The sequence below is a fragment of the Rhodococcus sp. WB9 genome (assembly GCF_007558985.1).
Classification (GTDB): domain Bacteria; phylum Actinomycetota; class Actinomycetes; order Mycobacteriales; family Mycobacteriaceae; genus Rhodococcus_F; species Rhodococcus_F opacus.
This window is the reverse complement of record NZ_CP041769.1, coordinates 7280125-7303911: the sequence shown is the minus strand read 5'-3', so window position 1 is coordinate 7303911 and position 23787 is coordinate 7280125. Positions and strand designations below refer to the sequence as shown.

Sequence of the window (23787 nt, the reverse complement as noted above, 5' to 3'; positions counted from 1 at the left end):
ATGGACTGGACCCTCGAAGTGGTCGTTCTGCCCGTCAGTGACATCGATCGATCCGTCGCGTTCTACCGCGACAAGCTCGGTTTTCATCTCGATCACGACACCACCAACGAGCACATGCACGTCGTTCAGCTGACCCCGACCGGTTCGGGGTGCTCGATCGTGATCGGCGACCTCCCCTCGCACACGCAGATGGCAGCGGGGTCGATGAAAGGACTGCAGTTGGTGGTCGCCGACGCGACCGCGGCCCGGCAGGAGTTGCTCGATCGTGGTGTCGAGGTCAGTGACATCACCGTGTTCGACGAGCGTGACGGGGGAACGTTCTTCGGATTCGCCGATCCCGACGGCAATACGTGGGCGGTCCAGCAGATCAGGGCGCGAGCGGAGAAGCCGTTGATCCCGGTCGAGGCCCGTGGGCGGTTCGGGGAGGACGGCTGAGGGTGTGCGCACTCAGGTGAGCGGGCAGGCGTCGCGGGTGTCCGCGACGAGCTGTTCGGCCAGGGTGAGAGCGGCGGACAATTCGTCGGGTGTGGTGCCGAGCCGGCCGAGGACGGCGTGAGCGCGAGAGCTGAAGTCGGTGGGTGCGTTCGGCAGGGCGCCGGCGGCGGCAACGGCACCCTTCTCGATGATCAACCAGCGCCGGGCATGCGCGTGCAGGGCGTGGGCGCACAGGCATACTGCACGAAACAGACACCCCGCCACGTACGTCGCATCGGTTCGCGGGATTGCCTTGCGGGCCAGCACGGTGACGAACTCCGCCTCCCACAGCCCCCGCCGCACCACGGCGTCGCGCAGCGCGTCGGGGTAGTGCCGCATGTCGGCGCGGAATTCGGCGAGCTGGCCGGACGGATCGGCGAGGATCACTGCCGACGCGAGTTCGCCCGCATACGCGAAGTCCGCGAATCCGAACGGGTGACCGGTCTGGGCATGGAACCCGTACACCCCCTGTTGCGCGTCCCGCCACACCGCGGTCACCCGGTCGAGGTCGCGGTACAGCCAGTCCACCGCCCGGCCGGCATACGACAGCCACGCCCCGCCGTCGACCCACGGACCCCATTCGCCCGTGCGGGTCGCCGACGCCCCGGCGCCCGCCCACTCCTGCGCGAGCACGTTCAGTCCGTCGGAATCGAGCGCCCCACGGTAGTAGACGCCCAGGTCGTAGTCGGATTCCGCCGTGTGCGTGCCGCGGGCGCGGCTGCCGCCGAGGGTGACGCCGACGACGCCGTCGACGCGACACAACCGCTCGGCGAGGGGCCGCAACACCGCCTCCTGAATTTCCACACCCGACATCGTCCACCCGCGCCCGGCGCAGCGGATAAATTCGGATCATGCTCATCTTGGGAACGACCGTGATCGGGGCACGCGACGTCGACCGTGCAGTCAGGTTCTGGACCGAGGCACTCGGTTTGACCGCGCTCCCGCCGGTCGGCGACAACGGTTTCACCAACCTGACGCGGCCCGACGGCCGACCGGTGTTGGCGATCCAGCAGAGTGAACACGACGCGGAACCCGAGCCGCGGCTGCACCTCGACCTGCACGCCCGCGACAGCGAGGATCAGGCCGCCGAGATCGAACGCCTCGTCGGTCTCGGCGCGCAGCGGGTGCCGTGGGACCGTTACCCGGAGGACTCGGACTTCGTCGTGCTGGCGGACACCGAGGGCAACCGGTTCTGCGTCATCGACAACTCCAACGCGCCGGAGGAGTGCCGGCTCGAGCTGTCCTGAGGTCGCGGGGCTACGCCGCGCCCGCGTAGTGGGCGGGCCGGGGAAGCATGGGCCGGCAGACGGCGCGCGGGATGCCGCACACTTCGAAGAAGTCGATGACGATCGACCGCACCTGCGCGGACACGACCGCCGCGGAGAACCCGGCCGAGATCTCCTGCTGCGGCAGTGATCGCGCGAATCGCTCGAGTTCATCGCTGATCTGGATTTCGTTGGGTTTCTTCGCGGGAGTCGCGAGAATCATCAGCCGCATCCGGTCGGCGAGGTGCGCCAGATCGGAGACGGAGTCCGCCAACTGCGGGTCGACTCGCTCGCCGTCGTACGTGGCGATCAGGGCGCGCCGCACCAGGACCCGGGTGTTGCGTGCGGCGTTGTCGATCGGGTCGGCAATCGATGCCAGCCGGCCGATGCGGCGACGTCCTCGCCAGTGAATCGGTGAGATCCGGGCCACCTCGGATCCGGAGCGCAGTTCCACGCGCATGCTGTCGATGGTCGACTGCGTCGAACGGGCAAGCGCGAGAGCGTCTTCCAGCGCCGAGACATCACCCGCGGCGAGTCCCTTCGACGTCTGCCGGAGGGCTGCGGCCACGCTGTCCAGCACGGCGGCGGCGCATCGACGCGTCCGCCGCACAGGGTCGGTGGGCAGCACAGACAGCGCCACCAGGCTGAGCGCACCCCCGATCAGTGCGTCCACGACACGGTCGAACGGGTGGGCGCTCGTGGCGGATGCCATGGCCGCGACCAACGCCGCCGACGAACCCGCCTGCAGGACGATCACCGAACCACCGTCGACGAGCACCGCAAAAGACATCGCCACAGCCACCACGAGGCAGATCTGCCACGGCCCGTTGCCGATGTACCGCACGACGACGTCCGAGACGATCGTTCCGATGGTGACGCCCGCGATCAACTCGCCGGCCCGACGACTGCGGGCACCCCGCGCGACGCTCAGGCACACCACCGCCGCCAACGGAGCCAGCAGCGGCTGCTCGTGTCCGGCCACCTCGACCGACACCCACCACGCCGCCCCCGCGGTGACCGCCGTCTGCGCGATCGGCACCAGGTACCCCGCGAAGCGAAGTAACGCGGCGTGCACTGACGGCAGAGCGGTGGAGCCGACCCTTCGGAGAAAGGCGAGTATCGAGATGAGCTGGAGCACAGTGGTACAGCTTTCTGGACGGTCACACGTGGGCAGGAGCACATTCTGTAGAGCCTGCCGACACCGACGACCGCCGGTGGACAAGCCTTCGCAAAGCTTGTCCTGGATTTCTTACGCCGGTGTAAAAGTCGCCGCTTTCATAGCGCAGATCACGTTTTCCATCTGGTTTCGGGCGATTCAGGTCACAGCCGACTGCTGAACGTGGCTTGAAATCTTCGTGATTCAAACCACTCACCGCCATCGCGAGCGACCGTACGATTTCCCCACATATGTGGGGAATCTGTCTCCGTGAGTGAAGGGGTTGCACGCGTGCCCGAAGTGGAAAGTGACCGAATCCGTGGTGTTGCCGGTCAGCAGCAGCTCCCTCCGGATGCGCGAGGGTACGACGGATTCGGCGGGTATGTCGGGCGGACGAGTGCGGAGTCGACGCCGTGGTGGGCGCCGGCGACGAAAGCCCCGGCCGGTGCACCGAACATCGTGGTCATCCTCATCGACGACATGGGCTACTCGGACATCGGACCGTTCGGCTCCGAGATCGACACCCCCAACCTGAACCGGCTCGCCGACAGCGGCTACCGGCTGTCGAACTATCACACCACCTCGGTCTGCTCACCCGCTCGCGCGGCGCTGCTCACCGGCCTGAACCCGCACCGCGCCGGCTACGGCAGCGTCGCCAACTTCGATCCCGGCTTCCCCGGACTGCGAATGGAACTTGCCGACGACGCGCTCAGCCTCGCCGAAATCCTCCGCGCGAACGGGTATGCCACGCACGCGGTCGGCAAGTGGCATCTCGCGCGTGACACCAACCTCGCGCCGGGCCGCACCCGCGACTCCTGGCCCCTGCAGCGTGGATTCGACAGCTACTACGGTTCGCTCGAAGGGTTGAATTCGTTCTACTACCCGAACGAGCTGATCTCGGACAACTCCGTGGTCGACGTCGAGGAGTATCCGTCGGACTACTACGTCACCGACGACATCACAGACAAGGCCATTTCGCGAATCAAGAGCCTGCGCGCCCACGACGCCGACAAGCCGTTCTTCCTGTACTTCTCGCACATCGCGATGCACGGACCACACCAGGCCAAGCCCGAGGACCTCGCCAAGTACCGCGGCCGCTACACCGAGGGTTGGGACGCACTGCGACGCAACCGCTTCGACGCACAGCTCGAGGCAGGGTTCTTCCCGCCCGGCACCCAGATGACCGAACGCAACACCGAACCCGGCTACGACGCGCCGCCGTGGGACGAGCTCACCGAAGAGGAGCAGCTGCGGTTCGCCCGGTACCAGGAGGTCTACGCCGCGATGGTCGACAGCATCGACCAGAGCGTGGGCCGGGTACTCGTCACCCTCGACGAACTCGGCGAGACCGACAACACGATCATCGTGTTCACGTCCGACAACGGTGGCACGGCCGAGGGTGGTGCAGCGGGAACACGGTCGTACTTCAGCCAATTCGTGCACGGGCCGGTCCCGTCGGACTGGGTGCGCGACGTTCCGCACGACGAGGAACTGATCGGCTCGGAGAGGATCGGCGTCCACTACCCGCGCGGCTGGGGACAGGCGTCGAATACCCCGTTTCGGTTCTACAAGGGTCAGACGTTCGCCGGTGGTGTCCGGGTGCCGTTCCTGCTGTCCTGGCCTGCCGGTCTCGGGCGCGCCGACGGTGACACCGGACTGCGCAAGCACTACGCATACGTCACCGACATCACCCCGACCCTCCTGGATCTCGCCGGACTCGAGACTCCGAGCCACCGCAACGGGCTTCCCGCCCAGGAGCGTGACGGTGTCAGCATCGCCGACATCCTTCGGGACGCTGCGCAGCCCACACCCCACACGGAGCAGTACGCCGAGTTCGGTGGTCACCGCGGGTTCTACCGGGACGGTTGGAAACTGCTGTCGCTGCACACGGATCCGACCCGGGTCGACGATCCGCAGTGGCAACTGTTCGACGTCGAATCCGACCCGGCCGAGACCACGGACGTCGCGCATCTCTTCCCCGAGAAGGTGCGCGAACTCGCCGAGGCGTGGGATCGGGCGGCCTGGCACAACACCGTGTTCCCGATCCTCAACGACCGCAAGGCCGTGCAGCGGCAACCGGACGAGCGCCGGCTCGCGGAACCGGTGAAGATCCTCGCAGGCACGCCGACGCTGGAACGTTATCGGTCCAGTGTGCTGATTCAGTACCGCGATTTCACCATCGACGTCGCCACCCACCCGATCGCCGCAGGCGACGAAGGAGTCCTCGTCGCCCACGGCGACCCGCACGGCGGTTACGTGCTCTACGTCGAAGACCGTCGAATCGTGTTCGCGGTCAACAGCTACGGCCGTGTCGCGCACACGTCGGCGCCCCTCGCCGAGGGTGTGGTCGGTGTGCAGGTGCGGGCGGAGGCCACCGAATCCGTTCGGTGGAACTTCACCGTCGCGCTCACCGACGCGGCCGGGGCGACCACCGACGTCGCCACCCTCGACGACCAGTTCCAGCTGGTCGGCATGGCGCCGTGGACCGGGATCTCGGTGGGCGTCGACGCCCGCGGACCGGTGGTGTGGGATCTGCGGGAACGGCGCGGGACGTTCCGGTTCACCGGCCGACTGCGGTCGGTCACCTACACCCCCGGCCCGGTGCGGGTGCCCGAACCGGTCATCCAGGAGGTCGAGGAGCTGGCAGAGGCGATGGCCGACTGACCGGATCGGTCGGGCGCGCGAAACCGCGCCCGACCTCCGGTGGATTCGCGGCTAGCTGTCGCCGTCGGAATCCTTGTTGCCGTCGGAATTCCTGCGCCAGTGCGTGAACCGCTCCTTGATGTCCGCCGCGACGTCACCGACGCCGTTTCCGACGGCGTCCACGGTGGTGCCCAGTCCGCTGCCGATCTCGCGGAGCATGCGGATCAGCGGGTCGTTCGAGGTGTCGAAATTCTGTTTGTACGATTTCGCGGCCTTACGGAATTCTTCGCTGATCTTGGCATCGTCATCCTCGCCGCGACGCGGGTATTCGCCACGCAGGATGGCTGCGTAGGCGCCGCTGTCCACCCACTTCTTCAACTCGGCGGCACGCAGCACCGAGAACGGGTGGGTGAGCAATTCGATGTTGAGGAGCTTGAGAACACCGTCGCGCAGGTCGCCGCTGGCGTCGTACTCCGCGGCCTGGGCCAGGAAGGCGTCGGTGTCGATCTCGCTCACCCGAGAGCCGCCTGCCAGTTTCAACTGAACGCGGAGGGCGGTGTGGACGTCCTGCCCGCACAGCAATCCGGCACGGTCGCCGGACAGTTCCGATTTGCGCTGCCATTCCATGAGCGCGGCGATGATCGCGCGCAGCGCCCACCCGCCGATCGGAATCCAGCCGATGGTCCCGGCCAAGCGCATCAGGTGCATGAGGATCGTGCGATACACCGCGTGTCCGGACAGCGCGTGCCCGAGCTCGTGGCCGATGATGAACCGCTGCTCCTCGTAATTCATCACGTCCAGCAGTCCGGTGGTGACCACGATGAACGGCCGGTCCATGCCGATGGTGAAGGCGTTCACGACCGGGGTCTGTAGCACGAACAGCTCGGGCGTCTCGTCGGCGCCGAGAATCCGCACGCAGTCGCTGCGGAGGTCGTGGAGATCGCTGAACTGCCGTTCGTCGACGCGCACGGACGTGGCCAGGTACATCAGCCGGTGCTGGCGCTCCTGTAACAGACCCGAGATGGTTCGGAAGACCGTGTCGAACCCCTTCAGGGTGCGCAGGGTGACGAGCGCCGCCCGATCCGCCGGGTGCTCCCACGCACGCGAGCTGATCTCCGGGAACGCCGTGCGAACGCGGTCTGGTGTGGTGGTCAAGCTTTCCCCCTGGGTCGGTGTGCGCGGTGCAGTGCCCTCCCGGTCAGGGTAGCGCCGGAGGTAGTGGCGGCGGTCGTGCTGGGCATTTTGCCAACCGCCGACCACCGCGGCTGCTCCGAACATGCGCAGGATGCTCAAACGTGACGCTCGGTATTGCTCAAAGTGCGTTCCGGTGGTCGACTGTTGTGTGAGATCTGCACACGAGACCTCGAAGATGCGGTGAGGTCGGTTCCCACAGGTCCGCCTGCCCGTCACCGCCGATCCGCCTCGCTCACGAACTGGGCCGAGGAGGATCGGATTCGGTGCCAGGAACTCACAGGCAAGGACGAAGCAATGAACGACGCCCGTACGATCGACGACCACACGGCGCAGCTCACCCCGCGCGCGGCCACTCCGGAAGCGCTCGTGGAGATCGAGAAGCGCGTGCTCTGGTTGTCGACTTCGATGATTCACCACGCCAACCGGGTTCGCCCGAATCCGACAGGGTTGAAGGTCGGTGGCCATCAGGCGTCGTGTGCGTCGATGGTGTCGATCATGACGTCGTTGTGGTTCGAGCAGCTCCGGCCGGGTGACCGGGTGTCGGTCAAACCCCATGCCTCGCCGGTGCTGCACGGCATCAACTACTTGCTCGGTGAGCTGGACGAGAAGTATCTGACGACGCTGCGGGAGTTCGGTGGCCTGCAGTCGTACCCGAGCAGGTTGAAAGATCCTGATCCGGTGGACTATTCGACGGGTTCGGTCGGGATCGGTGCGACGGCCCCGATCTGGGGTGCCATCGCCCGCCGCTACGTCGACACCACGATCGGCGGCGCCGGCACGGGCCGGCAGTACTCCCTCGTCGGTGACGCCGAACTGGACGAGGGCGCGGTGTGGGAGGCGATCCTCGACACCTCCGTCTCCGAGCTCGGTGAGATCGTGTGGATCGTCGACCTGAACCGGCAGTCCCTGGACCGGGTGGTGCCGAACATCGCCGCCGGCCGGCTCGAGGCCATGTTTGCTGCCGCCGGCTGGCAGGTCATCACCGTCAAGTTCGGGACCCTGCTCGAGTCGCTGTTCACCCGGACCGGCGGGCCGGCGCTGCGCACCCGGATCCTGGACATGCCCAACCCCGAATACCAGCGGCTGCTGCGGTGCAGTGCCGAGCAGGTGCGGGTGCGGCTGCCCGGGGACGGCCCCGATGCGGCCGCGATCGCGTCGCTGATCGCCGGCCTCGACGACGCCACCCTGCTGCGGGCGATCCGCAACCTCGGCGGCCACGACCTCGACGCCCTGCGCGCCGCGTACGCGCAGATCGACGACACCCGGCCGACGGTGATCATCGCCTACACGATCAAGGGCCGCGGCCTGCCGACGCAGGGGCATCCGCAGAATCACTCGTCGCTGCTGACGGTGGAGCAGTACGAACAGCTGGCCGCCGAGCTCGGCATGGACCCGGCGCACCCGTGGGCCCGGTTCGAGCCCGGCAGTGCGGCGGGCCGGGTGTGCGCCGCGACCGCAGACAGATTGAGGCGGGAGAAGGTCGAATTCGGCACACCGCCCGCGGTCCCGGCCGATATCGGCCGCACCCCGTCGGGAACGTCCACAACGCAGGCGGCGTTGGGTCGGGCGTTGCTGGACCTGTCCCGGGAGGCCCCCGACGCGGCGAAACGGGTGGTCACGGTCAGCCCCGACGTGTCCTCGACCACGAACCTGGCCGGGTGGCTGAACAAGGTGGGGGTGTGGTCGCCGCACGAGCGGCGCAACTGGTTCGACGACGACGCCGAGACGATCATGCACTGGCGGGAGAAGCCCACCGGGCAGCACATGGAACTCGGCATCGCCGAGACGAACCTGGTCGGGTTGATGGGTGAACTCGGCGCGACGTGGAGCCGGTGGGGGCAGCCGCTGTTCCCGATCGGGGTGATGTACGACCCGTTCGTCGAGCGTGCCCTCGAACCCTGGTCCTACGGCATCTATGCGGGTGGGCAGTCGATCCTGGTCGGCACCCCGTCCGGGGTGACCCTCGCCGCGGAGGGTGGGGCGCATCAGTCGATCAAGACCCCGTCGATCGGCCTCGAACAGCCCGGCTGCGTCAGCTACGAACCCGCGTTCGCGATCGACGTCGAGTGGACGCTCCTCGACAGCATCAGCCGCCTCGGCCGCCCGAACGGCTCCTCGTCGTACCTGCGGCTCTCGACCCGCCCGGTCGATCAGACCCTGGCCGCGGTGCCGTCAGATCCCGCCGCCCGGGAGCGCCGCCGCCGTCAGGTCGTCGCCGGCGCGTACACCCTCCGGCACAGCGACAATCCGGCGGTCACGCTGGTCGGCATGGGCGCCATGATCACCGAAACCCTCACGGCCGCAGACCGGTTAGCCGAACAGGGCATTACCGCGGACGTCGTGTGCGTGACCAGTCCCGGGTTGTTGTTCGAGGCGGTCCAGGCCCGCCGCGGACTCGCCGACGGCCCGTCCTGGATCCTCGATCAGGTGTTCCCCGCCGACCGGGCGGCACCGATGGTGACCGTCCTCGACGGGCACCCGCACACCCTGGCGTTCCTGACCGGGATCAACCACGTCCCCGGTGCTGCGCTCGGTGTCAGCAAGTTCGGGCAGGTCGGTTCCCTAGACGACGTCTACCGCTACCACGGCATCGACACCGACAGCATCGTCCGCGCCGCCCTCGACCTCTCCTGAACGACCCCTCTCCTGAACGAACGGGGCGCTCGTTGCGTCAGATCGAACGAGCGTCCCGTTCGTCCAGGGAGCGCAATACCTTTTGGGTATCAAAAGATCCAGAACTAGTGTTGGACTTGAATGGTTGGCGCTCCTAGCCTTGGGGACACAGCGCGCACTGACGGTGACGCGATTGCGAACGAGGAGAACGAAACCCATGGCCACTGCGTCCCCCCACGAGATCGCCCACAAGCTCGGCTCCGGTCTGTTGTCGTTCCCGGTCACCCACTTCAAGAATGACCACTCGTTCGACGAGGCCGCGTACCGCGAGAACATCGGCTGGCTCGGGCAGTTCGACGCCTCCGGGTTGTTCGCCGCGGGCGGCACGGGCGAATTCTTCTCGCTCACCCCGCCCGAGGTGGAGCAGGTGGTCCGCGCCGCAGTGCAAGAGGCACCCGACGGTCTTCCGGTGATCGCGCCCGCCGGCTACGGCACTGCGACCGCCGTGCAGATGGCCCGGTCGGCCGAGAGCGTCGGCGCGCACGGCATCCTGCTGCTGCCCCCATACCTCACCGAGGCGAGCCAGGACGGTCTCGTCGCCCACGTCAAAGAGGTTTGTGCCGCAACCACTCTCGGTGTGACGATCTACAGTCGCGCCAACGCCGTCTACACCGAGGCCGCCGTCGCGGAACTCGCGGACAGCTGCCCGAACCTGGTCGGGTTCAAGGACGGGGTCGGCAACATCGAGCAGATGACCCGCATCTACGCGAGTCTCGGCGACCGGCTCACCTACATCGGCGGACTGCCCACCGCCGAGATGTTCGCACTGCCCTATCTCGCACTCGGCGTCACCACCTACTCCTCGGCCATCTACAACTTCGTGCCCAAGTTCGCGCTCGACTTCTACAACGCACTCCGCAGCGGAGACAACGCGTTCGTCATCAACGCGCTCAACGAGTTCGTGATCCCGTACTGCAACCTGCGCAACAAGAAGCAGGGTTACGCGGTCAGCATCATCAAGGCAGGCATGACGGCGATCGACCGACCCGCCGGCCCCGTCCGCGCGCCGTTGACCGACCTCGACGCCGTCGAACTGGCCGAGCTCGCCGACCTGATCAAGAAGGTGAGCTGAGCCGCACCGTCCGCGGATTCATCATCGGAGAACGCCATGACACTCACCGCAGCACGTGCACAACTCGCCCTCGACCTCGCGCGGCGCCATGCCGCGACACTCGACACGGCCGTCGCCGTCAGCGTCGTCGACGACGCCGGAAATCTGATGTGCTGCTCCCGGACCGACGGAGCTGCCGCGGAACTGCTCGAATCCGCGACCCGTACTGCACTCGGCGTCGCGCGGCGAATGTCGGGCACGACTGACGGGCGAGGGGTAGAGCAGGCGCCCGGCGTGACGGTCGACTGCGGCGTGGTCCCCGCGTGGACACCTCACCCCGCCGACAAGACCGCTGCGGTCGGCGTACTCGCGGTCGCGACTTCCGTCAGTGGTGCCGGGTCACGCATCGTCGAGACCGTCATCGACGAGATCCACCGGTTCGACGAGCGACACCGACGCAACATCTCGTGACACCGGTCCCGGCTGCGACCGTTGCCCCGCTGGAAAAGTCGTCTGTGACTATCTCGTCGCCCGCAGTGCCACATAGAATTGCCCGGTCGTGGCTTCGCGCAAGGCGTCAACTTCCTCGGACATCGGAACCTCGCGAGATGAAGGATAGGGAATGCGATGATGAATTTTCGATCCGTCACCCAGTGGGACTCGGTGAGCGCCTGGGACGACGACCCGGTGGTCGCGTCGTGGAACGGTCTTCCGGTGTTGGAACAGAACGTCACGGCCGACGTGTGTGTCGTCGGCCTCGGCGGGTCGGGTCTCGCGGCGATCGGCGCCCTGGTCGAACGGGGGCTGCAGGTTGTCGGCGTCGACGCCGGGCGGGTCGCGGCAGGCGCGGCGGGGCGCAACGGCGGCTTCCTCCTGGGCGGCCCGGCGACGTTCCTCCACTCGTCCCTCACGACCTGGGGGACGTCGTCGGTCGATCTCTATCGCGCAACTCTTCTCGAGTTGGACCGGCTTGCCGAATTGCTGGGTCCGGAGGTCATCGCACGGACGGGTTCCATTCGCCTCGCCGGATTGCCCGGCGAACCTGTCGACGACGCCGAGGCCGCCGACCGTGTGGCGGAACTCGCGGATTGCGCAGCACTGGAAATGGTGCTGCGTGACAACGACATCGCTGTCGAAGAATACGACGGCGAGCTCGGGCGCGGCCTGTTTCTGCCCGACGACGCGGCGATGAACCCCTCCCGTCGAGCTCTGGGGTTGGCGTCACTCCTTCGGGGGCGGGCCGACCTGTACGAGCATTCGGCTGTCACCGCCGTGGAAAGTGGAAGGGTGACAACAGAACACGGTTCGGTCAGTGCGCCTGTCGTCATTGTCGCGGTGGACGGCAAACTCGAACGGGTCCTCCCGGTCTTGCAGGGGCGCGTCCGGACGGCACGCCTGCAAATGCTCGGGACGGCGCCGGGGCTGCCCGAACGCCTGCCGTGTCCTGTGTACGGACGCTGGGGATACGACTACGCGCAGCAAGCGAAGGATGGGCGCCTGTTCGTCGGGGGCGGGCGAGACCGTTTCGTCGACACCGAGTGGACATTCGACACTTCACCCACTCCCGATGTCCAGGGCTACATCGAACGACTAGCGGAACGTATGGCGGGCAAGCCCGTCGACGTCGTTCGGAGATGGGGTGCGTCCGTGAGTTACACCACCGACGGTCGACCCCTCTGCTCCGAGGTTCTTCCCGGTGTCATCGCCATCGGTGGGTACAACGGGACGGGAAACCTGGTCGGTCCCGTCGCTGCCCGCGCGGCTGTGGCACTGGCACTCGACTCGACGACGCCCCCGGTGTACTTCTCCGCCTAGCCGGCGAGGGGGGAGGGCCGACGGCCCTCCCCCCTCGATCGCAACCGCGCGAACGCCGGATTCCGTTGTGTCAATCCGCGAATCGGTTGACGTCGAACAGCTCCAAGGGGAATTCGGGGGTCGAGCCACAACTGAGATCGGCGGCGATCTCCCCGATCACCGGTGCAAATTTGAAACCGTGACCAGAGCACGCGGAAACGACTGTCACGTTCCTGTAGGCGAGTGGATTTCCGATGACGAAGTGCCCGTCGGGTGTGTTCGTGTACATACACACCGCGGCCCGAACGGGGCGCGAACTCAATCCCGGCAGGTAATGACGAACGAGGTCCCGCAACGGAGCGGTGTCCTCGTCATGGACCACCCGATCCAGCTCGTCAGGGTCGGTCTCGCGCCCGCCGAGATGGAGCGCGATCTTGACCGTCTTGCCGTCCATGGTGGGGAAGCCGTACCACGTACCCTCCGGGCTGTCCCTGAGGAATATCGGGAACCGGTCCGGCCCGAACTGCGTCGGATCTGCGGCTGGGAACCATGCGAGGATCTTGCGCTCCACGGTCAAGGGGAGCTGGGCTTCTGGGAGAAGGCCGGGAATCCAGGCGCCGGCCGCGACCACGACGCGGTCGGCTCGAATGACCTCTTCGTCGAGCCGCACGAGCACCGTGTCACCGGGACCGTCCTCGATACCCAGGACGCGGCTCTCGGGACGCACGGAGGCACCCAGTTCGCACGCACGGCGCACGGCACCGGTGATTGCCAACTCCGGCCTTATCACGCCGGCGTCCTTCTCCCAGATGGCCGTATCTCCCTCACGCAATCGCTGAGTGGGAAACCGGGCACTGAACTCGGCCGGGTCGAGAATCTCCTGTGTGAGGGCATGCACCTTGGCCGCTTCGAGGGAGCCACCCACAATCACGCCGGTCGAGGGGCCGATACCGAGGCCCCCGGTCATCGTCAGGACGGGTTCGCCGGTTTGCTCACCGAGTTCCCGCCATCCTCGGAGGGCGGCTCGGAGCATCGGGACATACGCGGGATCCTCATGATATGCAGTTCTGAAGATGCGCGACTCGCCGTGTCCGGAGCCACGATCGTGTCCGGGAGTGAACTGCTCGAGACCGACGGCAGGGATACCGCGCTCCGACAGTCGCCACATGATTGCGGAGCCCATGGTGCCGGTACCGATCACGGCGACATTGGTTCTCGTCGTGGTCATCGACCGCGTACCAGCATGTATTCACCAGCGGGGGAATTGGTCATTATCACAGTGGCCTCTCGAATGTGCTGTGGGTTCGCGGAGTCGGACCCAGATATGTTGCCATCCCGCGACTCCACTCCAGTGTCGCCGAACGTCATGTGCTCGAACATCGGAGCCGGAGGCGGAGCGCCCGCAGAGACACCGCGACCTCAGTATTCGTCATGGTGACGGTCGCGGCCCGGCGCGAGGACCAGTCGACCTTTCGGTGAGGCATCGAGACTCTGATTCTGCGACTCTTGCCCGCTGATCGGCGCCACAGGATGATCTAGGAATGGCCGAACAGATCGACGACTACTTCACCTCTGTCGTGTCGGGGCTGATCCCCGGGGAGAGCCGCCCCGGCGTCGGTCCGGAGGATCCGATTCAGCCGCCATTCCCGTTGTCGGTGCGGGGCGCTCTGGACCTCTTCGATGCCCAGCTCGGCAGCAGGCACCTCGATCTGGCGGCCCGCTGGTTGCGGTCGCGGGGTAAGGGTTTCTACACGATCGGCTCGTCCGGGCACGAGAGCAACGCCGCCGTCGCGGCCGCGCTGCGACCCACCGATCCCGCTCTGCTGCACTACCGTTCCGGTGGTTTCTTCCTGGCGCGGGCGCAGCAGGTGGATGGCAGCGATCCGCTGCGCGACGTCCTCCTCGGTCTCGTGGCCGCGACGGAGGAGCCGATCTCGGGTGGTAGGCATAAGGTGTTCGGCCGCCGCGACCTCAACATCATTCCCCAAACCTCCACCATCGCTTCGCATCTCCCACGCGCTGTCGGTGTCGCCTTCTCCATCGCCCGCTCGGAGAAGTTGCACGTGCCCTCGCCGTGGCCGGCCGACGCGGTCGCCGTGTGCAGTTTCGGGGACGCGTCCGCGAACCACTCCACCGCCGTCGGTGCCATCAATACCGCGGTGCACGCCGCCTACCAGGGGTTGCCGTTGCCGCTGCTGCTGGTGTGCGAGGACAACGGAATCGGGATCAGCACCAGGACTCCGCAGGGCTGGATCGCCGCGAACTTCGGTGACCGGGCGGGGCTCGAGTACTTCGAGGCGGATGGCTCCGACCTGCCGGCGGCGTACGCGACGGCGAGAGATGCCGCCGACTGGGTCCGCAGGCACCGGAAGCCCGCGTTCCTGCACCTGCGCACCGTCCGGTTGATGGGGCATGCCGGCTCCGATGTCGAGACCGCGTACCGGACATCAGCGGAGATCGCCGCCGACTTCGACCGCGACCCAGTGCTGTGCACGGCGAAACTGCTGGTCGAGCGAGGACACCTGAGCCCCACTGATGCCCTCGACCTCTACGAGCAGAAGCGTGCCGAGGTCCTCGAACTGGCCGAGCAGGTCGGTGAGCTACCTCAACTGGACAGTCCCGCGGCGGTGATGAAACCGCTCACCGACAGTGCCGTCGAGGCGGCCGCGGCCGTGCCGGAGCGCGTCGATTCGGACCGTCGCGCGCACTTCATCGGATCCCCGCTTCCCGAGGATGAAGGTCGGCTCACCACCGGTCTCGCGATCAACCGCGCACTGCTCGACGTGCTGGCCCGCTACCCCGAGGCGCTGGTGTTCGGTGAGGACGTGGCCCGCAAGGGCGGGGTCTACGGGGTGACCCGGGGTCTGATGAAGAAGGCGGGGTCGGCGCGCGTGTTCGACACGCTCCTCGACGAGCAGGCAATCCTGGGACTCGCGCTGGGCGCGGGGGTGTCCGGGTTGTTGCCGATCCCGGAGATCCAGTACCTGGCGTATCTGCACAATGCCGCCGATCAGATCCGCGGGGAGGGTGCGACGTTGCAGTTCTTCTCCGACCGTCAGTACCGCAATCCGATGGTGGTGCGGGTCGCGGGGTACGGGTATCAGAAGGGGTTCGGTGGGCATTTTCACAACGACAATGCCGTCGCCGCGTTGCGTGACATCCCCGGCATCGTCGTGGCCTCCCCGGCTCGCCCCGACGACGCCGCGGCCATGATGCACACGTGCGCGGCGGCCGCGCGGACCGCGGGGGCGGTGTGTGTGTATCTGGAACCGATTGCGCTGTATCACACCCGGGATCTGTACGAGGACGGTGACGAGCAGTGGCTGGCCGCGTATCCGGATCCGGTGAAGCGGGCCGAGAATCACGTGCCGATCGGCTCCGCCCGCACGTACGGTGACGGTACCGACCTGACGATCGTCACGTTCGGCAACGGGGTCCGGATGAGCCTGCGGGTCGCGTGCCGGCTCGAGAAGGCACACATCGCTGCGCGTGTGGTGGACATGCGGTGGCTCGCACCGCTACCCGTGCACGACATCCTCCGAGAGGCGAACGCCACCGGACGGGTGCTCGTCGTCGACGAGACCCGCACATCGGGGGGAGTGTCCGAAGGTGTGGTCGCGGCACTGGTCGACGACGGCTTCACCGGGCCGCTCGCACGCGTCACGAGCGACGACAGCTTCATCCCGCTCGGCGACGCCGCCCTCGAGGTCCTGCTCTCGGAGGACACCATCGAGGCCGCGGCGGTCAAACTCGTGAGCCGGTAGCATCCGTAAACTCGGCCGGGCAGGCATCGCCCAGTAGGCCTTCCGGCGCAGTTGCCGGACTCGGTGCGCTGCCCGGGCTGCCCTACGGTGGAGCGAAGGGCGCATCGCGATCGACCCGCGTGGGCTGAGGGTGTCGGAGAAGGAACGGCTGACCGTCGCTATACGCAGGAGATCCTCCCGTTCATCGGACCCGACAAAGGACATTCCGGCGCCGATGATGCGGACGAATCCACGATGGCCTGGGTGGTTGTCTCGTACCTCGAATGGGTCCAGAACCTGCAGGCATTCACCTCGACCGGTGTCGAGGTGGTGGTCCGGTGGCTCTGCGTGTTCATGCAGAGCCTCCCGCAGCCACGTCACGGTGTCGGGCAGGTGGCGAGGTGCACGAGGCGCGGGGGACTGTTCCCCTGACCGCCATCCCACGCAGCGGCTATGCCGTGGACACCTGCTCGGAGGATTCGCGGCGGAGGTGCTGGTCTTCCTCTCCGGGCGTGTCCGAGCCTCCGGTCAGTTCGTCGAGGAGGATGTATCCCCCGTAGCCGAGGCCGGCAACGGCGAGGACAGCGGCGTACAGCCGGTCGAGCATCAGTTTCTCCGTATCGTCTGCGGACACCCCCGAGCCGGCCAAGTATGCCCCCGGACGCGCCGGTCCGGGTACTACCCGACCGGACGGTTCGAAGACTCTCCTTGACACCTCTCTGGGGCTGGGTCGTACGCAAGACCTGCGACAGTTGGTCGCTGATTATCAGGTTTCCTCGCTTATGAGTGTGAGGGGCATCGCTAAAAGGAGCAATCCGCTATGCGCCGGCGTGATGCGGATTTCTCCGGCATTCGTGCTGGTCAGCGGGATTCTTACGGAGCGGTCTATCCGGTTTGCGCAAAACGGCGGCGGTGGCCGGGTCACCCGTCACGGGATCCCGGCCATCGCCGCCTGCGTCTGCGTCGTTCAGGGTTTGAGCTGGATCTTCACCGCCCCGTCCTGCTTCTTCTGGAAGATCTCGTAGGCGTGGGGTGCCTGTTCGAGGGGGAGTTCGTGAGTGGCGAAAGTGTCGACGCCGAGCGGGTCGTCGTCGCCGAGGAGCGGCATGATGTCGTCGACCCACTTCTTGATGTTGGCCTGGCCCATGCGCACCTGAATCTGCTTGTCGAACAAGGTGAGCATGGGAATCGGGTCGGCCATGCCGCCGTAGACGCCGATGATGGAGAGGGTGCCTCCGCGGCGGACGATGTCGATCGCCGAGTACAGCGCACCGAGTCGGTCGACACCCGCCTTCTGCATGAGCGGCGCCGCGACCGCATCGGGCAGGTACCCGACGATCTGCTGGGCGAGTTTGCCGATCGGTGAACCGTGCGCCTCCATGCCGACCGCGTCGATCACCGAGTCGGTGCCGCGACCGTCGGTCGCGTCGCGGATGACGTCGGCGAGATCGCCGCCGTGCTCGTCCAGGTCCAGGGTTTCGATGCCCCGGGCCTTGGCGCGCGCCAGGCGTTCGGGGACGTTGTCGACCGCGATGACCCGGGCGCCCTTGTGGTGGGCGATGCGCGCCGCCATGTCTCCGATCGGTCCGAGGCCGAGCACGGTCACCGACCCGCCCTCGGGGATCGCGGCGTATTCGACCGACTGCCACGCCGTCGGCAGCACATCGGACAGGTAGACGAAACGGGAATCCGGCGGGCCCTCGGGGACTTTGATGTGGGTGAACTGGGCTTGAGGGACGCGCAGGTACTCGGCTTGTCCTCCCGGCACCTCGCCGTAGAGCTTGGAGAAGCCGAACAGTGCCGCTCCCATGCCCTGCTCGCGAACCTGCGTCGTTTCACACTGCGTGTACAGCTGCAAGTTGCACATGAAGCAGTCGCCGCACGAGATCTGGAACGGGATCACCACTCGGTCGCCGACCTTCAGGTCGCCCGCCTCCGTCCCAACCTCCTCGACGATCCCCATCGGTTCGTGGCCGAGAATGTCACCTTCTCCCATGAACGGGCCGAGAGTTTCGTACAGGTGCAGATCGGAACCGCAGATGTTCGTTGTCGTGACCTTGATGATGGCGTCGGTCGGGTGTTCGATCTTCGGGTCGGCGACGGTGTCGACGCTGACCTTTCGTTTGCCTTGCCACGTGACTGCTCGCACTGGGAACCACACCTCTCGTCGGTCGATGTCCGTGTTCGGGTGCCCGACGGGGGATGAGGGTAAACCGTGCTCACCGGGGCGGGATCGCCCCTACTTGACGGCGATGACGTCGACGGGACGAATGTCGGGATCCGTGGCGAGCAGTTCGGGCCCGACCTTGCCGAGTGCCTGGGGGATGGCTCCGGTCAGGTGCGCCTGCCGGCCTTCCTCGTTCTCGAACGTGTCGAAGATGCCGTACGTCGTGTCGCTGACCTTGAACGCGTACCAGGTGACGGTGCCTTGTTCTTCCGCCGCCAGGGCGCGCCCCTGCTCGAGGAACGCGGCCAGTTCTTCGCCCTTGCCCGGCTTGGCCTCGAGCAGTGCCAGTATTCCGCCTCGAGCAGTGCCAGTATTCCTCTGTCGATCGTCATGATGTCTCCTCCTCGGTCGATGTACGACTTCGTTCAACTCCGACGCTATGGGCGTCGACCGGCACGCGGGGCGGCGGAAGCGCCACCTTTGTTACCGTTTCCGTCATGAGAGTCGCGGTGCTCGCCGTGGACGGCACGTTCGATTCGGGTCTGAGCGTCATGCTCGACGTCCTGGCGACGGCCGATGCCCTGCGTGACGACGCGGAGGCGGGCGACCAGGCGTTCACCGTCATCCCCGTCGCGGTCGGACCGTCGGTCCGCACCCGTCACGGACTCGTGCTGGCCACCACCCCGCTGACGGAGATCGCCGTGCCGCCCGATGTCCTCGTCATGCCCGCCGTGGGGGTGAAGACGCCGGATCGGATCGTCGACGTGGTGCGTGGGCATCCCGCCCTTGACTGGGTCGCGGCGGGTCGCGGTTCCGGCGCCGCCCTCGCCGCGGCGTGCAGCGGCACGTTCTTCCTCGCACCCTCATCCACGACGCCCGGGTGACGACGGCCGGGGCGGCGTTCGCGCACACCGATCTCGCGCTGGCGATCGTCCAGCAGCACAGTCCGGCGCTGGCGGATCTCGTCGCGCGGTACCTTCTGATCGGCGACCGGCCCTCGCAGGCGATCTTCGCGGTGCCGGCCCTGCTCGCCACCGCCGATCCGACGATGACCGCCTTCGAACGGTGGATTCGCGATCACCTCGCGGAACCGTTGCCGATCAACTCGGGCGCGCACGCGATCGGGGTGAGTGAACGAACGCTGCAACGCACCACCGCCGCAGTGCTGGGCCTGTCGCCGGTGGAGTTCGTTCAGGAGATCCGACTCGACCAGGCGATATTCCTCCTACGCACGACGCAGCAGAGCGTCGACACGATCGCGTCCGCTGTGGGCTACCAGAACTCGGCCACACTGCGCGCGTTGATTCGCCGTCGGCGTCACACGAGCACAACCGAGATCCGCTGTGGCAACGCGTCATTCGGCCCCGGACACCGGCGGAGCGGACGGGGAGCGCGGACCGGCCGATAGTTCGCACTGGCGCCGGACGGACTCGGGCGGGACGATCGAGGGTGACGAACGGAGAGGAGCATCGTGAACCGAAACCAGCCTTTCGTGTGCGAGATGGCCTTCCACATCGTCCACCTGCACCGAGCGGGGGAGACGGACAAGGCGCTGAACCTGCGAAAGCAGCCGCAGGGCATGACCGTCGACGACGAACAACTTCACCGCGCCGTCGCGCAGATCTACGGTCTGCCCGACCAGTCGAACGAGGCGATGGAGGAATGGGTGCGCTCCCAGTACCTGGCCGACGGTCGCGACAAGGGTTACCTGACCGACGACGACGCGTCGGCGCCTCTGTGGCTTCTCGCCGGCAAGGCGCACACCCACTACGGCGACCTGAAACCGCAGGCGAGCTGAGGGCCCCGCGCGCTGCTATTCGGCACGGGCCGCGACGAGGGCGGCAAGACCGTCGAAGATCCGGGCCAGGCCGAACTCGAGCGCGTCGTCGTGCCCGGAGGTGGATCCGGCCGACGCGAACGCGGCCGTCACCTCGGGGTAGCGGTCGGCGTGGTCGGCGAGGATTCCCGTCATGATCGCGTTCAGGGACTTCTCGGGTGTGTCGGTTTCGGCGCCGGGTGCCGTTGCCTGCTGAACGAGGCTGCGCACGTGTCCGGTGATCAGGACCACCGCGTCCAGCCGTTCCGCGCCGGTGAGTCCCGTGGCGCGCAGCGCCGCGAGGCCGGTTTCGAGCCAGTCCAGTTCGTTCGGGCCCAGCACGCGCGGACCGACGGCGACGTCCACGACCCACGGATGCCGCCGGAGGCCCACCCACATCCGGAGTGCCCACTCGTGGAGCGCACCGCGCCAGCCGCCGTCGATCCCGGACGGGTCGGGCGCGGGTCCGAGAGCGGTATCGAGCATGAGGGCGGTCAACTCGGCCTTGCCGGGGGTGTAGCGGTAGAGGGACATCTTGGTGAACCCGAGGTCTTCGGCGAGGCGCTGCATCGACAGCGTGGCGAGGCCCTCGGCGTCCGCCATCGAGATCGCGGTGGCGACGATCTGTTCGAGGCTCAGCGCGGGTTTCGGACCCCGCTTCGGTCTCTCCGACGATCCCCACAGCAGCTCGGCGGTGCGGGGCGGGGTGACCATCTGTGCTCCTCCGGCCGACTCTTGATCCAGAATAGTGTCTACCATACACTGAATTGTGTCCTTCAGACACAATTAATCCGTTGGAGCCTCCCATGCCGAACAGAACCGTCCTGATCTCTGGTGCGAGCATCGCCGGGCCCGCCCTGGCGTTCTGGCTCAGCCGGTGCGGATACGCCGTCACCGTCGTCGAGCGGGCACCGGACCTCCGGCTCGGCGGCCAGGCCGTCGACTTCAAGGGTGAGGTTCACCGAAAAGTGTTGGAGAGGATGGGAATTCTCGACGACGTGCTCCGCAGTCGGACCGGAAAGACCGACCTCCTGATCGTCGACGAACGCGACAAGCACCTGGCGACCATCCCGGGCGAATTCGTCGGCGGCGACATCGAGATCCTGCGGGGCGACCTCACCGAGATCCTCTACCGGCACACCGCGGATTCGTGCGAGTACCTCTTCGGCGATTCCGTCACCGCACTGGTCGACACGGAGTCAGGTGTCGAGGTCACGTTCGAGAAGTCGGACGCACGCCGGTTCGACCTGGTGTTCGGCGCCGACGGCATTCACTCGGCCGTCCGACGTCACCGGTTCGGGCCGGAGGACGAATTCGTCCGATTCCTCGGGTACTACTACGCCGTCGTCGGGACCACCGGCTCGGCGAGCGACACCTCGCCGGACCGGGAACGCGGGACGGGGCTGATGTACAACGAGCCGGGACGGATGGCCGTCGTCGGCGGACCGAAGGCTCCGGAATTGTTCGTCTTCGCCTCCGACCGGATCGAGTACGACCGCGGCGACCTCACCCAGCAGAAACGGATGCTGGCCAGCGCGTATGCCGATTCGGGGTGGCGCGTGCCCCGGCTGCTCGCGCACCTGGACGACGCGCCCGACTTTTACCTCGACTCGATCGCGAGGGTCGAGACCGATACGTACACCGCCGGCCGGGTGGCCCTGGTCGGCGATGCCGCGTACGGAAACACGCTGGGCGGCTTCGGGACCGGACTCGCCCTCGTCGGTGCGTACGTCCTGGCGGGTGAGCTTGCCGCCGCCGACGGTGACCACCGCGTGGCGTTCGGACGCTACAACGAGCAGATGCACGGTTACGCGAAGATCGCCCGCAAGGGCAGCGCCGGACCGTTTCTCGCGCCGAAGTCGGCTACTCGAATCAGGCTGCGCAACTGGACGTTCAAGTCCAAGACCCTGTTCGGCCTGATGATGAAGCTGACCGACTCCTTCGCTACCGACATCGATCTGCAGGACTACCCGGCGCTGCGATCAGCCCGGTGTGCCGGCGATGTTGACCATCCATGAAATGCCGAACTTGTCTGTACAGGCACCGAATTCGTCTCCCCACATCTGCTTCTCCAGGGGCACGGACACGGAACCGCCGTCGGCGAGCTTGGCCCAGTAGCCGCGGAGTTCGTCGCCGTCGTCTCCGCTCAGACTCACCGCGATGTTGGTTCCCGGGTTGTGTTCCATTCCGGGCGGGGTGTCTGCACCCATGATCGTGTAGCCGCTGTCCGACTCGAGCATGGCGTGCATGATCTTGTCGGCGCCCTCGCCCTCCCGCGCACCGTATTCACCGAAGGTATTCAATGCAAGGGTGCCTCCGAAGACGTCCTTGTAGAACTCCATTGCCTGCCGCGCGTTGCCGTCGAAGCTGATGTAGGGGTTGAGCCGAGAGGTCATGGGACATGCTCCTTCTTCGTGCCGGAACCGACAGCAACGACGGTACAACGACCGGCCGACACGTTGTGGGGAACGGACGGCCGAGGCGGATCAGTGCGCCGAGACCGTCGCGAACGCCGCCCACAGCACCGGTGAGTGCTCGATCGTCCGCTCGTCCTGCCAGGCGGCCACCCGGTCGCGTTGCCAGTCGCAGAGCGCGCCGACCGCGTCGGGCAGTTCGTGCGCCGCGTCGATCGAGCAGATTGCGTCCTGCAGAGGACACGAGTGTGATGCGGCGCCGGCGATGTGCTGGAACGCGAGGTCGGTGGGCAGGGCCCAGCGGCTGGCCGTGACGAGTTCCGCCCCGCCGGCGATCATCGCGGAGACCAATCCGAGTGCCTCGCGGAACCGCAGGTCGCCACCGCTCTCGCAGGCGATGAGTGCAACCCGGCTCGGGATCGGCCACAGGTCCGTGCCGCGGATCGGCTCGGCCGTGAGCGTGTGCGTTCCCAGCAGCAGGTCCTTCGCGGACAACGGCCGGTGGGCACGGGTCGGCTCCGCGAACCCGACGGAGTCCGCGCCGCAGGCGAGGTGTAGTTCGGCGTGCTCGCTCTGACCGGATTCGGGTGCCGCCGCGGTGACATGTCCGACGTACACCAGGCGGCCCGCACCGTCACGCAACGCTGCGCCGAGCCACTCCCGGTCCACGTCTTCGCGGCGGAAACACTCCGTCGGTCCGTCGACGGCGGGGAGCAGCCGGCCCTCCCCGGCGTAGGTCGCGACCCGCTGCGACAGCGGACTGTCCGCGGCCATCCGTCCCAGGACCGAGCCGAGCGCCGAATCCGCGCGGAAGCCCGGAACCCTGGGGTCGAGCACCGCGACGACGGGGAGTTGTCGAGTGTCGGCCGGGCGAGTGGACGATGCTGAGCGGAGCCAGCAGGCTGACGTCCGCGATGTCGACGAGACGCAGCCCGGCGTCGGGTGCGATCAGTTCCCACGGCACCTGCGCGACGCGGGGCGACGGCTGGATCCGGAGGTGGGGGCGCACACCGCGGGTGAACAGCTCGTGCAATTGCTGCGCCAGGCCGAACGGAAGGAATGTGCGTGAAAGGAGCTGAGCCAGATCGTGCTCCGGCTCGTAAGCGGAGAAACCGCCCGCCGTCAGCGCGTGGTGCAGCCCCTGCGGATCCGTGAGGTCGGGCAGGGCCCGGGCCAGCGCGGCGAGGGCTTCGTCCACCTGCACGGCGGATGCGACGCCGACACCGCCGGTGTGCGAATCGTGGGTCCACCGCCACGACGTGTACAGATCGCCGGCGTCGGCCATCCGGACGATCGCGGTCGGCGGGTGAGACAGGTGAGTCGGCACTGTCACAGCATCCCTTACCCACCCGGGCGCCGGAGTGTGTACCGGGCACCCGGGTCGATCCGAAAGCCTA

At 67.1% G+C, this 23787-nt stretch carries 22 protein-coding genes and 1 pseudogene; 13 read left to right on the top strand and 10 right to left on the bottom strand.

What is annotated here, in order from left to right; genetic code table 11:
* A complete protein-coding gene (locus FND50_RS34015) occupies positions 1–435 on the top strand; it encodes a VOC family protein (protein WP_144288669.1) in 435 nt (144 codons plus the stop codon).
* 12 nt (positions 436–447) lie between these two features.
* Here FND50_RS34015 and FND50_RS34010 read toward each other — a convergent pair whose 3' ends face one another.
* Positions 448–1278 carry a nucleotidyltransferase domain-containing protein gene (locus FND50_RS34010; RefSeq protein ID WP_397493011.1) on the bottom strand — a complete coding sequence of 277 codons (831 nt, stop codon included), beginning with the start codon at positions 1276–1278 and terminating at the stop codon, positions 448–450.
* Positions 1279–1325: 47 nt separating this feature from the next.
* On the opposite strand from FND50_RS34010, the gene FND50_RS34005 reads away from it, so the two are divergent.
* Positions 1326–1721: a VOC family protein gene (locus tag FND50_RS34005; protein WP_144288667.1), complete on the top strand. Its 396-nt coding sequence runs from the start codon at positions 1326–1328 to the stop codon at positions 1719–1721.
* A gap of 10 nt (positions 1722–1731) precedes the next feature.
* On the opposite strand, the gene FND50_RS34000 is transcribed toward FND50_RS34005, so the two are convergent.
* On the bottom strand, positions 1732–2877 hold the full coding sequence (locus FND50_RS34000) for an aromatic acid exporter family protein (protein ID WP_144288666.1): 1146 nt from the start codon (positions 2875–2877) through the stop codon (positions 1732–1734).
* A 309-nt stretch (positions 2878–3186) separates the two neighbouring features.
* Here FND50_RS34000 and FND50_RS33995 point away from each other — a divergent pair, with 309 nt between their 5' ends.
* Positions 3187–5559 (top strand): arylsulfatase, encoded by a 2373-nt coding sequence (locus tag FND50_RS33995; RefSeq protein ID WP_144288665.1) that lies wholly within the window; start codon positions 3187–3189, stop codon positions 5557–5559.
* A gap of 51 nt (positions 5560–5610) precedes the next feature.
* Here the strand turns inward: FND50_RS33995 and FND50_RS33990 are convergent, their stop codons facing one another.
* Complete coding sequence (locus FND50_RS33990; protein ID WP_144288664.1) at positions 5611–6693, bottom strand: M48 family metallopeptidase; 1083 nt, start codon at positions 6691–6693, stop codon at positions 5611–5613.
* A 333-nt stretch (positions 6694–7026) separates the two neighbouring features.
* On the opposite strand from FND50_RS33990, the gene FND50_RS33985 reads away from it, so the two are divergent.
* The 4 genes from FND50_RS33985 (at position 7027) to FND50_RS33970 (ending at position 12271) form a co-directional block, all read left to right on the top strand.
* The gene (locus FND50_RS33985; protein ID WP_144288663.1) at positions 7027–9366 is read left to right on the top strand and encodes a transketolase-like TK C-terminal-containing protein; all 2340 of its coding nucleotides are present in this window, start codon (positions 7027–7029) and stop codon (positions 9364–9366) included.
* A gap of 196 nt (positions 9367–9562) precedes the next feature.
* Positions 9563–10477 carry a 5-dehydro-4-deoxyglucarate dehydratase gene (gene kdgD, locus FND50_RS33980; protein ID WP_144288662.1) on the top strand — a complete coding sequence of 305 codons (915 nt, stop codon included), beginning with the start codon at positions 9563–9565 and terminating at the stop codon, positions 10475–10477.
* 36 nt (positions 10478–10513) lie between these two features.
* The gene (locus tag FND50_RS33975; protein WP_144288661.1) at positions 10514–10927 is read left to right on the top strand and encodes a heme-binding protein; all 414 of its coding nucleotides are present in this window, start codon (positions 10514–10516) and stop codon (positions 10925–10927) included.
* Between the two features lie 156 nt (positions 10928–11083).
* Positions 11084–12271, top strand: a complete 1188-nt coding sequence (locus FND50_RS33970; protein WP_144288660.1) for an FAD-binding oxidoreductase — start codon at positions 11084–11086, stop codon at positions 12269–12271.
* 70 nt (positions 12272–12341) lie between these two features.
* Here the strand turns inward: FND50_RS33970 and solA are convergent, their stop codons facing one another.
* The gene (solA, locus tag FND50_RS33965; RefSeq protein ID WP_144288659.1) at positions 12342–13478 is read right to left on the bottom strand and encodes an N-methyl-L-tryptophan oxidase; all 1137 of its coding nucleotides are present in this window, start codon (positions 13476–13478) and stop codon (positions 12342–12344) included.
* Positions 13479–13791: 313 nt separating this feature from the next.
* Here solA and FND50_RS33960 point away from each other — a divergent pair, with 313 nt between their 5' ends.
* Entirely contained in the window at positions 13792–16014 is a 2223-nt protein-coding gene (locus tag FND50_RS33960; protein WP_144288658.1) for a thiamine pyrophosphate-dependent enzyme, read from the top strand.
* A 234-nt stretch (positions 16015–16248) separates the two neighbouring features.
* The gene (locus FND50_RS36410; RefSeq protein WP_186301194.1) at positions 16249–16425 is read left to right on the top strand and encodes a hypothetical protein; all 177 of its coding nucleotides are present in this window, start codon (positions 16249–16251) and stop codon (positions 16423–16425) included.
* Positions 16426–16444: 19 nt separating this feature from the next.
* Here FND50_RS36410 and FND50_RS33955 read toward each other — a convergent pair whose 3' ends face one another.
* The 3 genes from FND50_RS33955 to FND50_RS33945 form a co-directional block, all read right to left on the bottom strand.
* The gene (locus tag FND50_RS33955) at positions 16445–16627 is read right to left on the bottom strand and encodes a hypothetical protein (protein WP_144288657.1); all 183 of its coding nucleotides are present in this window, start codon (positions 16625–16627) and stop codon (positions 16445–16447) included.
* 333 nt (positions 16628–16960) lie between these two features.
* Positions 16961–18142 carry a zinc-dependent alcohol dehydrogenase gene (locus FND50_RS33950; RefSeq protein WP_007299004.1) on the bottom strand — a complete coding sequence of 394 codons (1182 nt, stop codon included), beginning with the start codon at positions 18140–18142 and terminating at the stop codon, positions 16961–16963.
* Positions 18143–18232: 90 nt separating this feature from the next.
* The gene (locus FND50_RS33945) at positions 18233–18589 is read right to left on the bottom strand and encodes an antibiotic biosynthesis monooxygenase (protein ID WP_260850813.1); all 357 of its coding nucleotides are present in this window, start codon (positions 18587–18589) and stop codon (positions 18233–18235) included.
* 68 nt (positions 18590–18657) lie between these two features.
* Here FND50_RS33945 and FND50_RS37405 point away from each other — a divergent pair, with 68 nt between their 5' ends.
* The 3 genes from FND50_RS37405 to FND50_RS33935 all read left to right on the top strand — a co-directional run bounded on the left by FND50_RS37405 (position 18658) and on the right by FND50_RS33935 (position 19958).
* Positions 18658–19044 carry a hypothetical protein gene (locus tag FND50_RS37405; RefSeq protein WP_260850812.1) on the top strand — a complete coding sequence of 129 codons (387 nt, stop codon included), beginning with the start codon at positions 18658–18660 and terminating at the stop codon, positions 19042–19044.
* The gene (locus tag FND50_RS37400; RefSeq protein ID WP_260850811.1) at positions 19041–19568 is read left to right on the top strand and encodes a helix-turn-helix domain-containing protein; all 528 of its coding nucleotides are present in this window, start codon (positions 19041–19043) and stop codon (positions 19566–19568) included. Before FND50_RS37405 ends, FND50_RS37400 begins: the two co-directional genes overlap by 4 nt.
* Positions 19569–19631: 63 nt before the next feature.
* A complete protein-coding gene (locus FND50_RS33935) occupies positions 19632–19958 on the top strand; it encodes a hypothetical protein (protein ID WP_005261491.1) in 327 nt (108 codons plus the stop codon).
* A 15-nt stretch (positions 19959–19973) separates the two neighbouring features.
* Here the strand turns inward: FND50_RS33935 and FND50_RS33930 are convergent, their stop codons facing one another.
* A complete protein-coding gene (locus FND50_RS33930; protein ID WP_144288656.1) occupies positions 19974–20690 on the bottom strand; it encodes a TetR/AcrR family transcriptional regulator in 717 nt (238 codons plus the stop codon).
* Positions 20691–20782: 92 nt separating this feature from the next.
* Between FND50_RS33930 and FND50_RS33925 the strand changes: the two genes are divergently transcribed.
* Positions 20783–21994 (top strand): FAD-dependent monooxygenase, encoded by a 1212-nt coding sequence (locus FND50_RS33925; protein WP_144288655.1) that lies wholly within the window; start codon positions 20783–20785, stop codon positions 21992–21994.
* On the opposite strand, the gene FND50_RS33920 is transcribed toward FND50_RS33925, so the two are convergent.
* Entirely contained in the window at positions 21959–22372 is a 414-nt protein-coding gene (locus tag FND50_RS33920) for a VOC family protein (protein WP_144288654.1), read from the bottom strand. The two genes, FND50_RS33925 and FND50_RS33920, sit on opposite strands and share 36 nt — an antisense overlap.
* A gap of 90 nt (positions 22373–22462) precedes the next feature.
* A pseudogene (locus tag FND50_RS37670) lies at positions 22463–23717 on the bottom strand (CHAT domain-containing protein).
* Between the last annotated feature and the right edge of the window lie 70 nt (positions 23718–23787).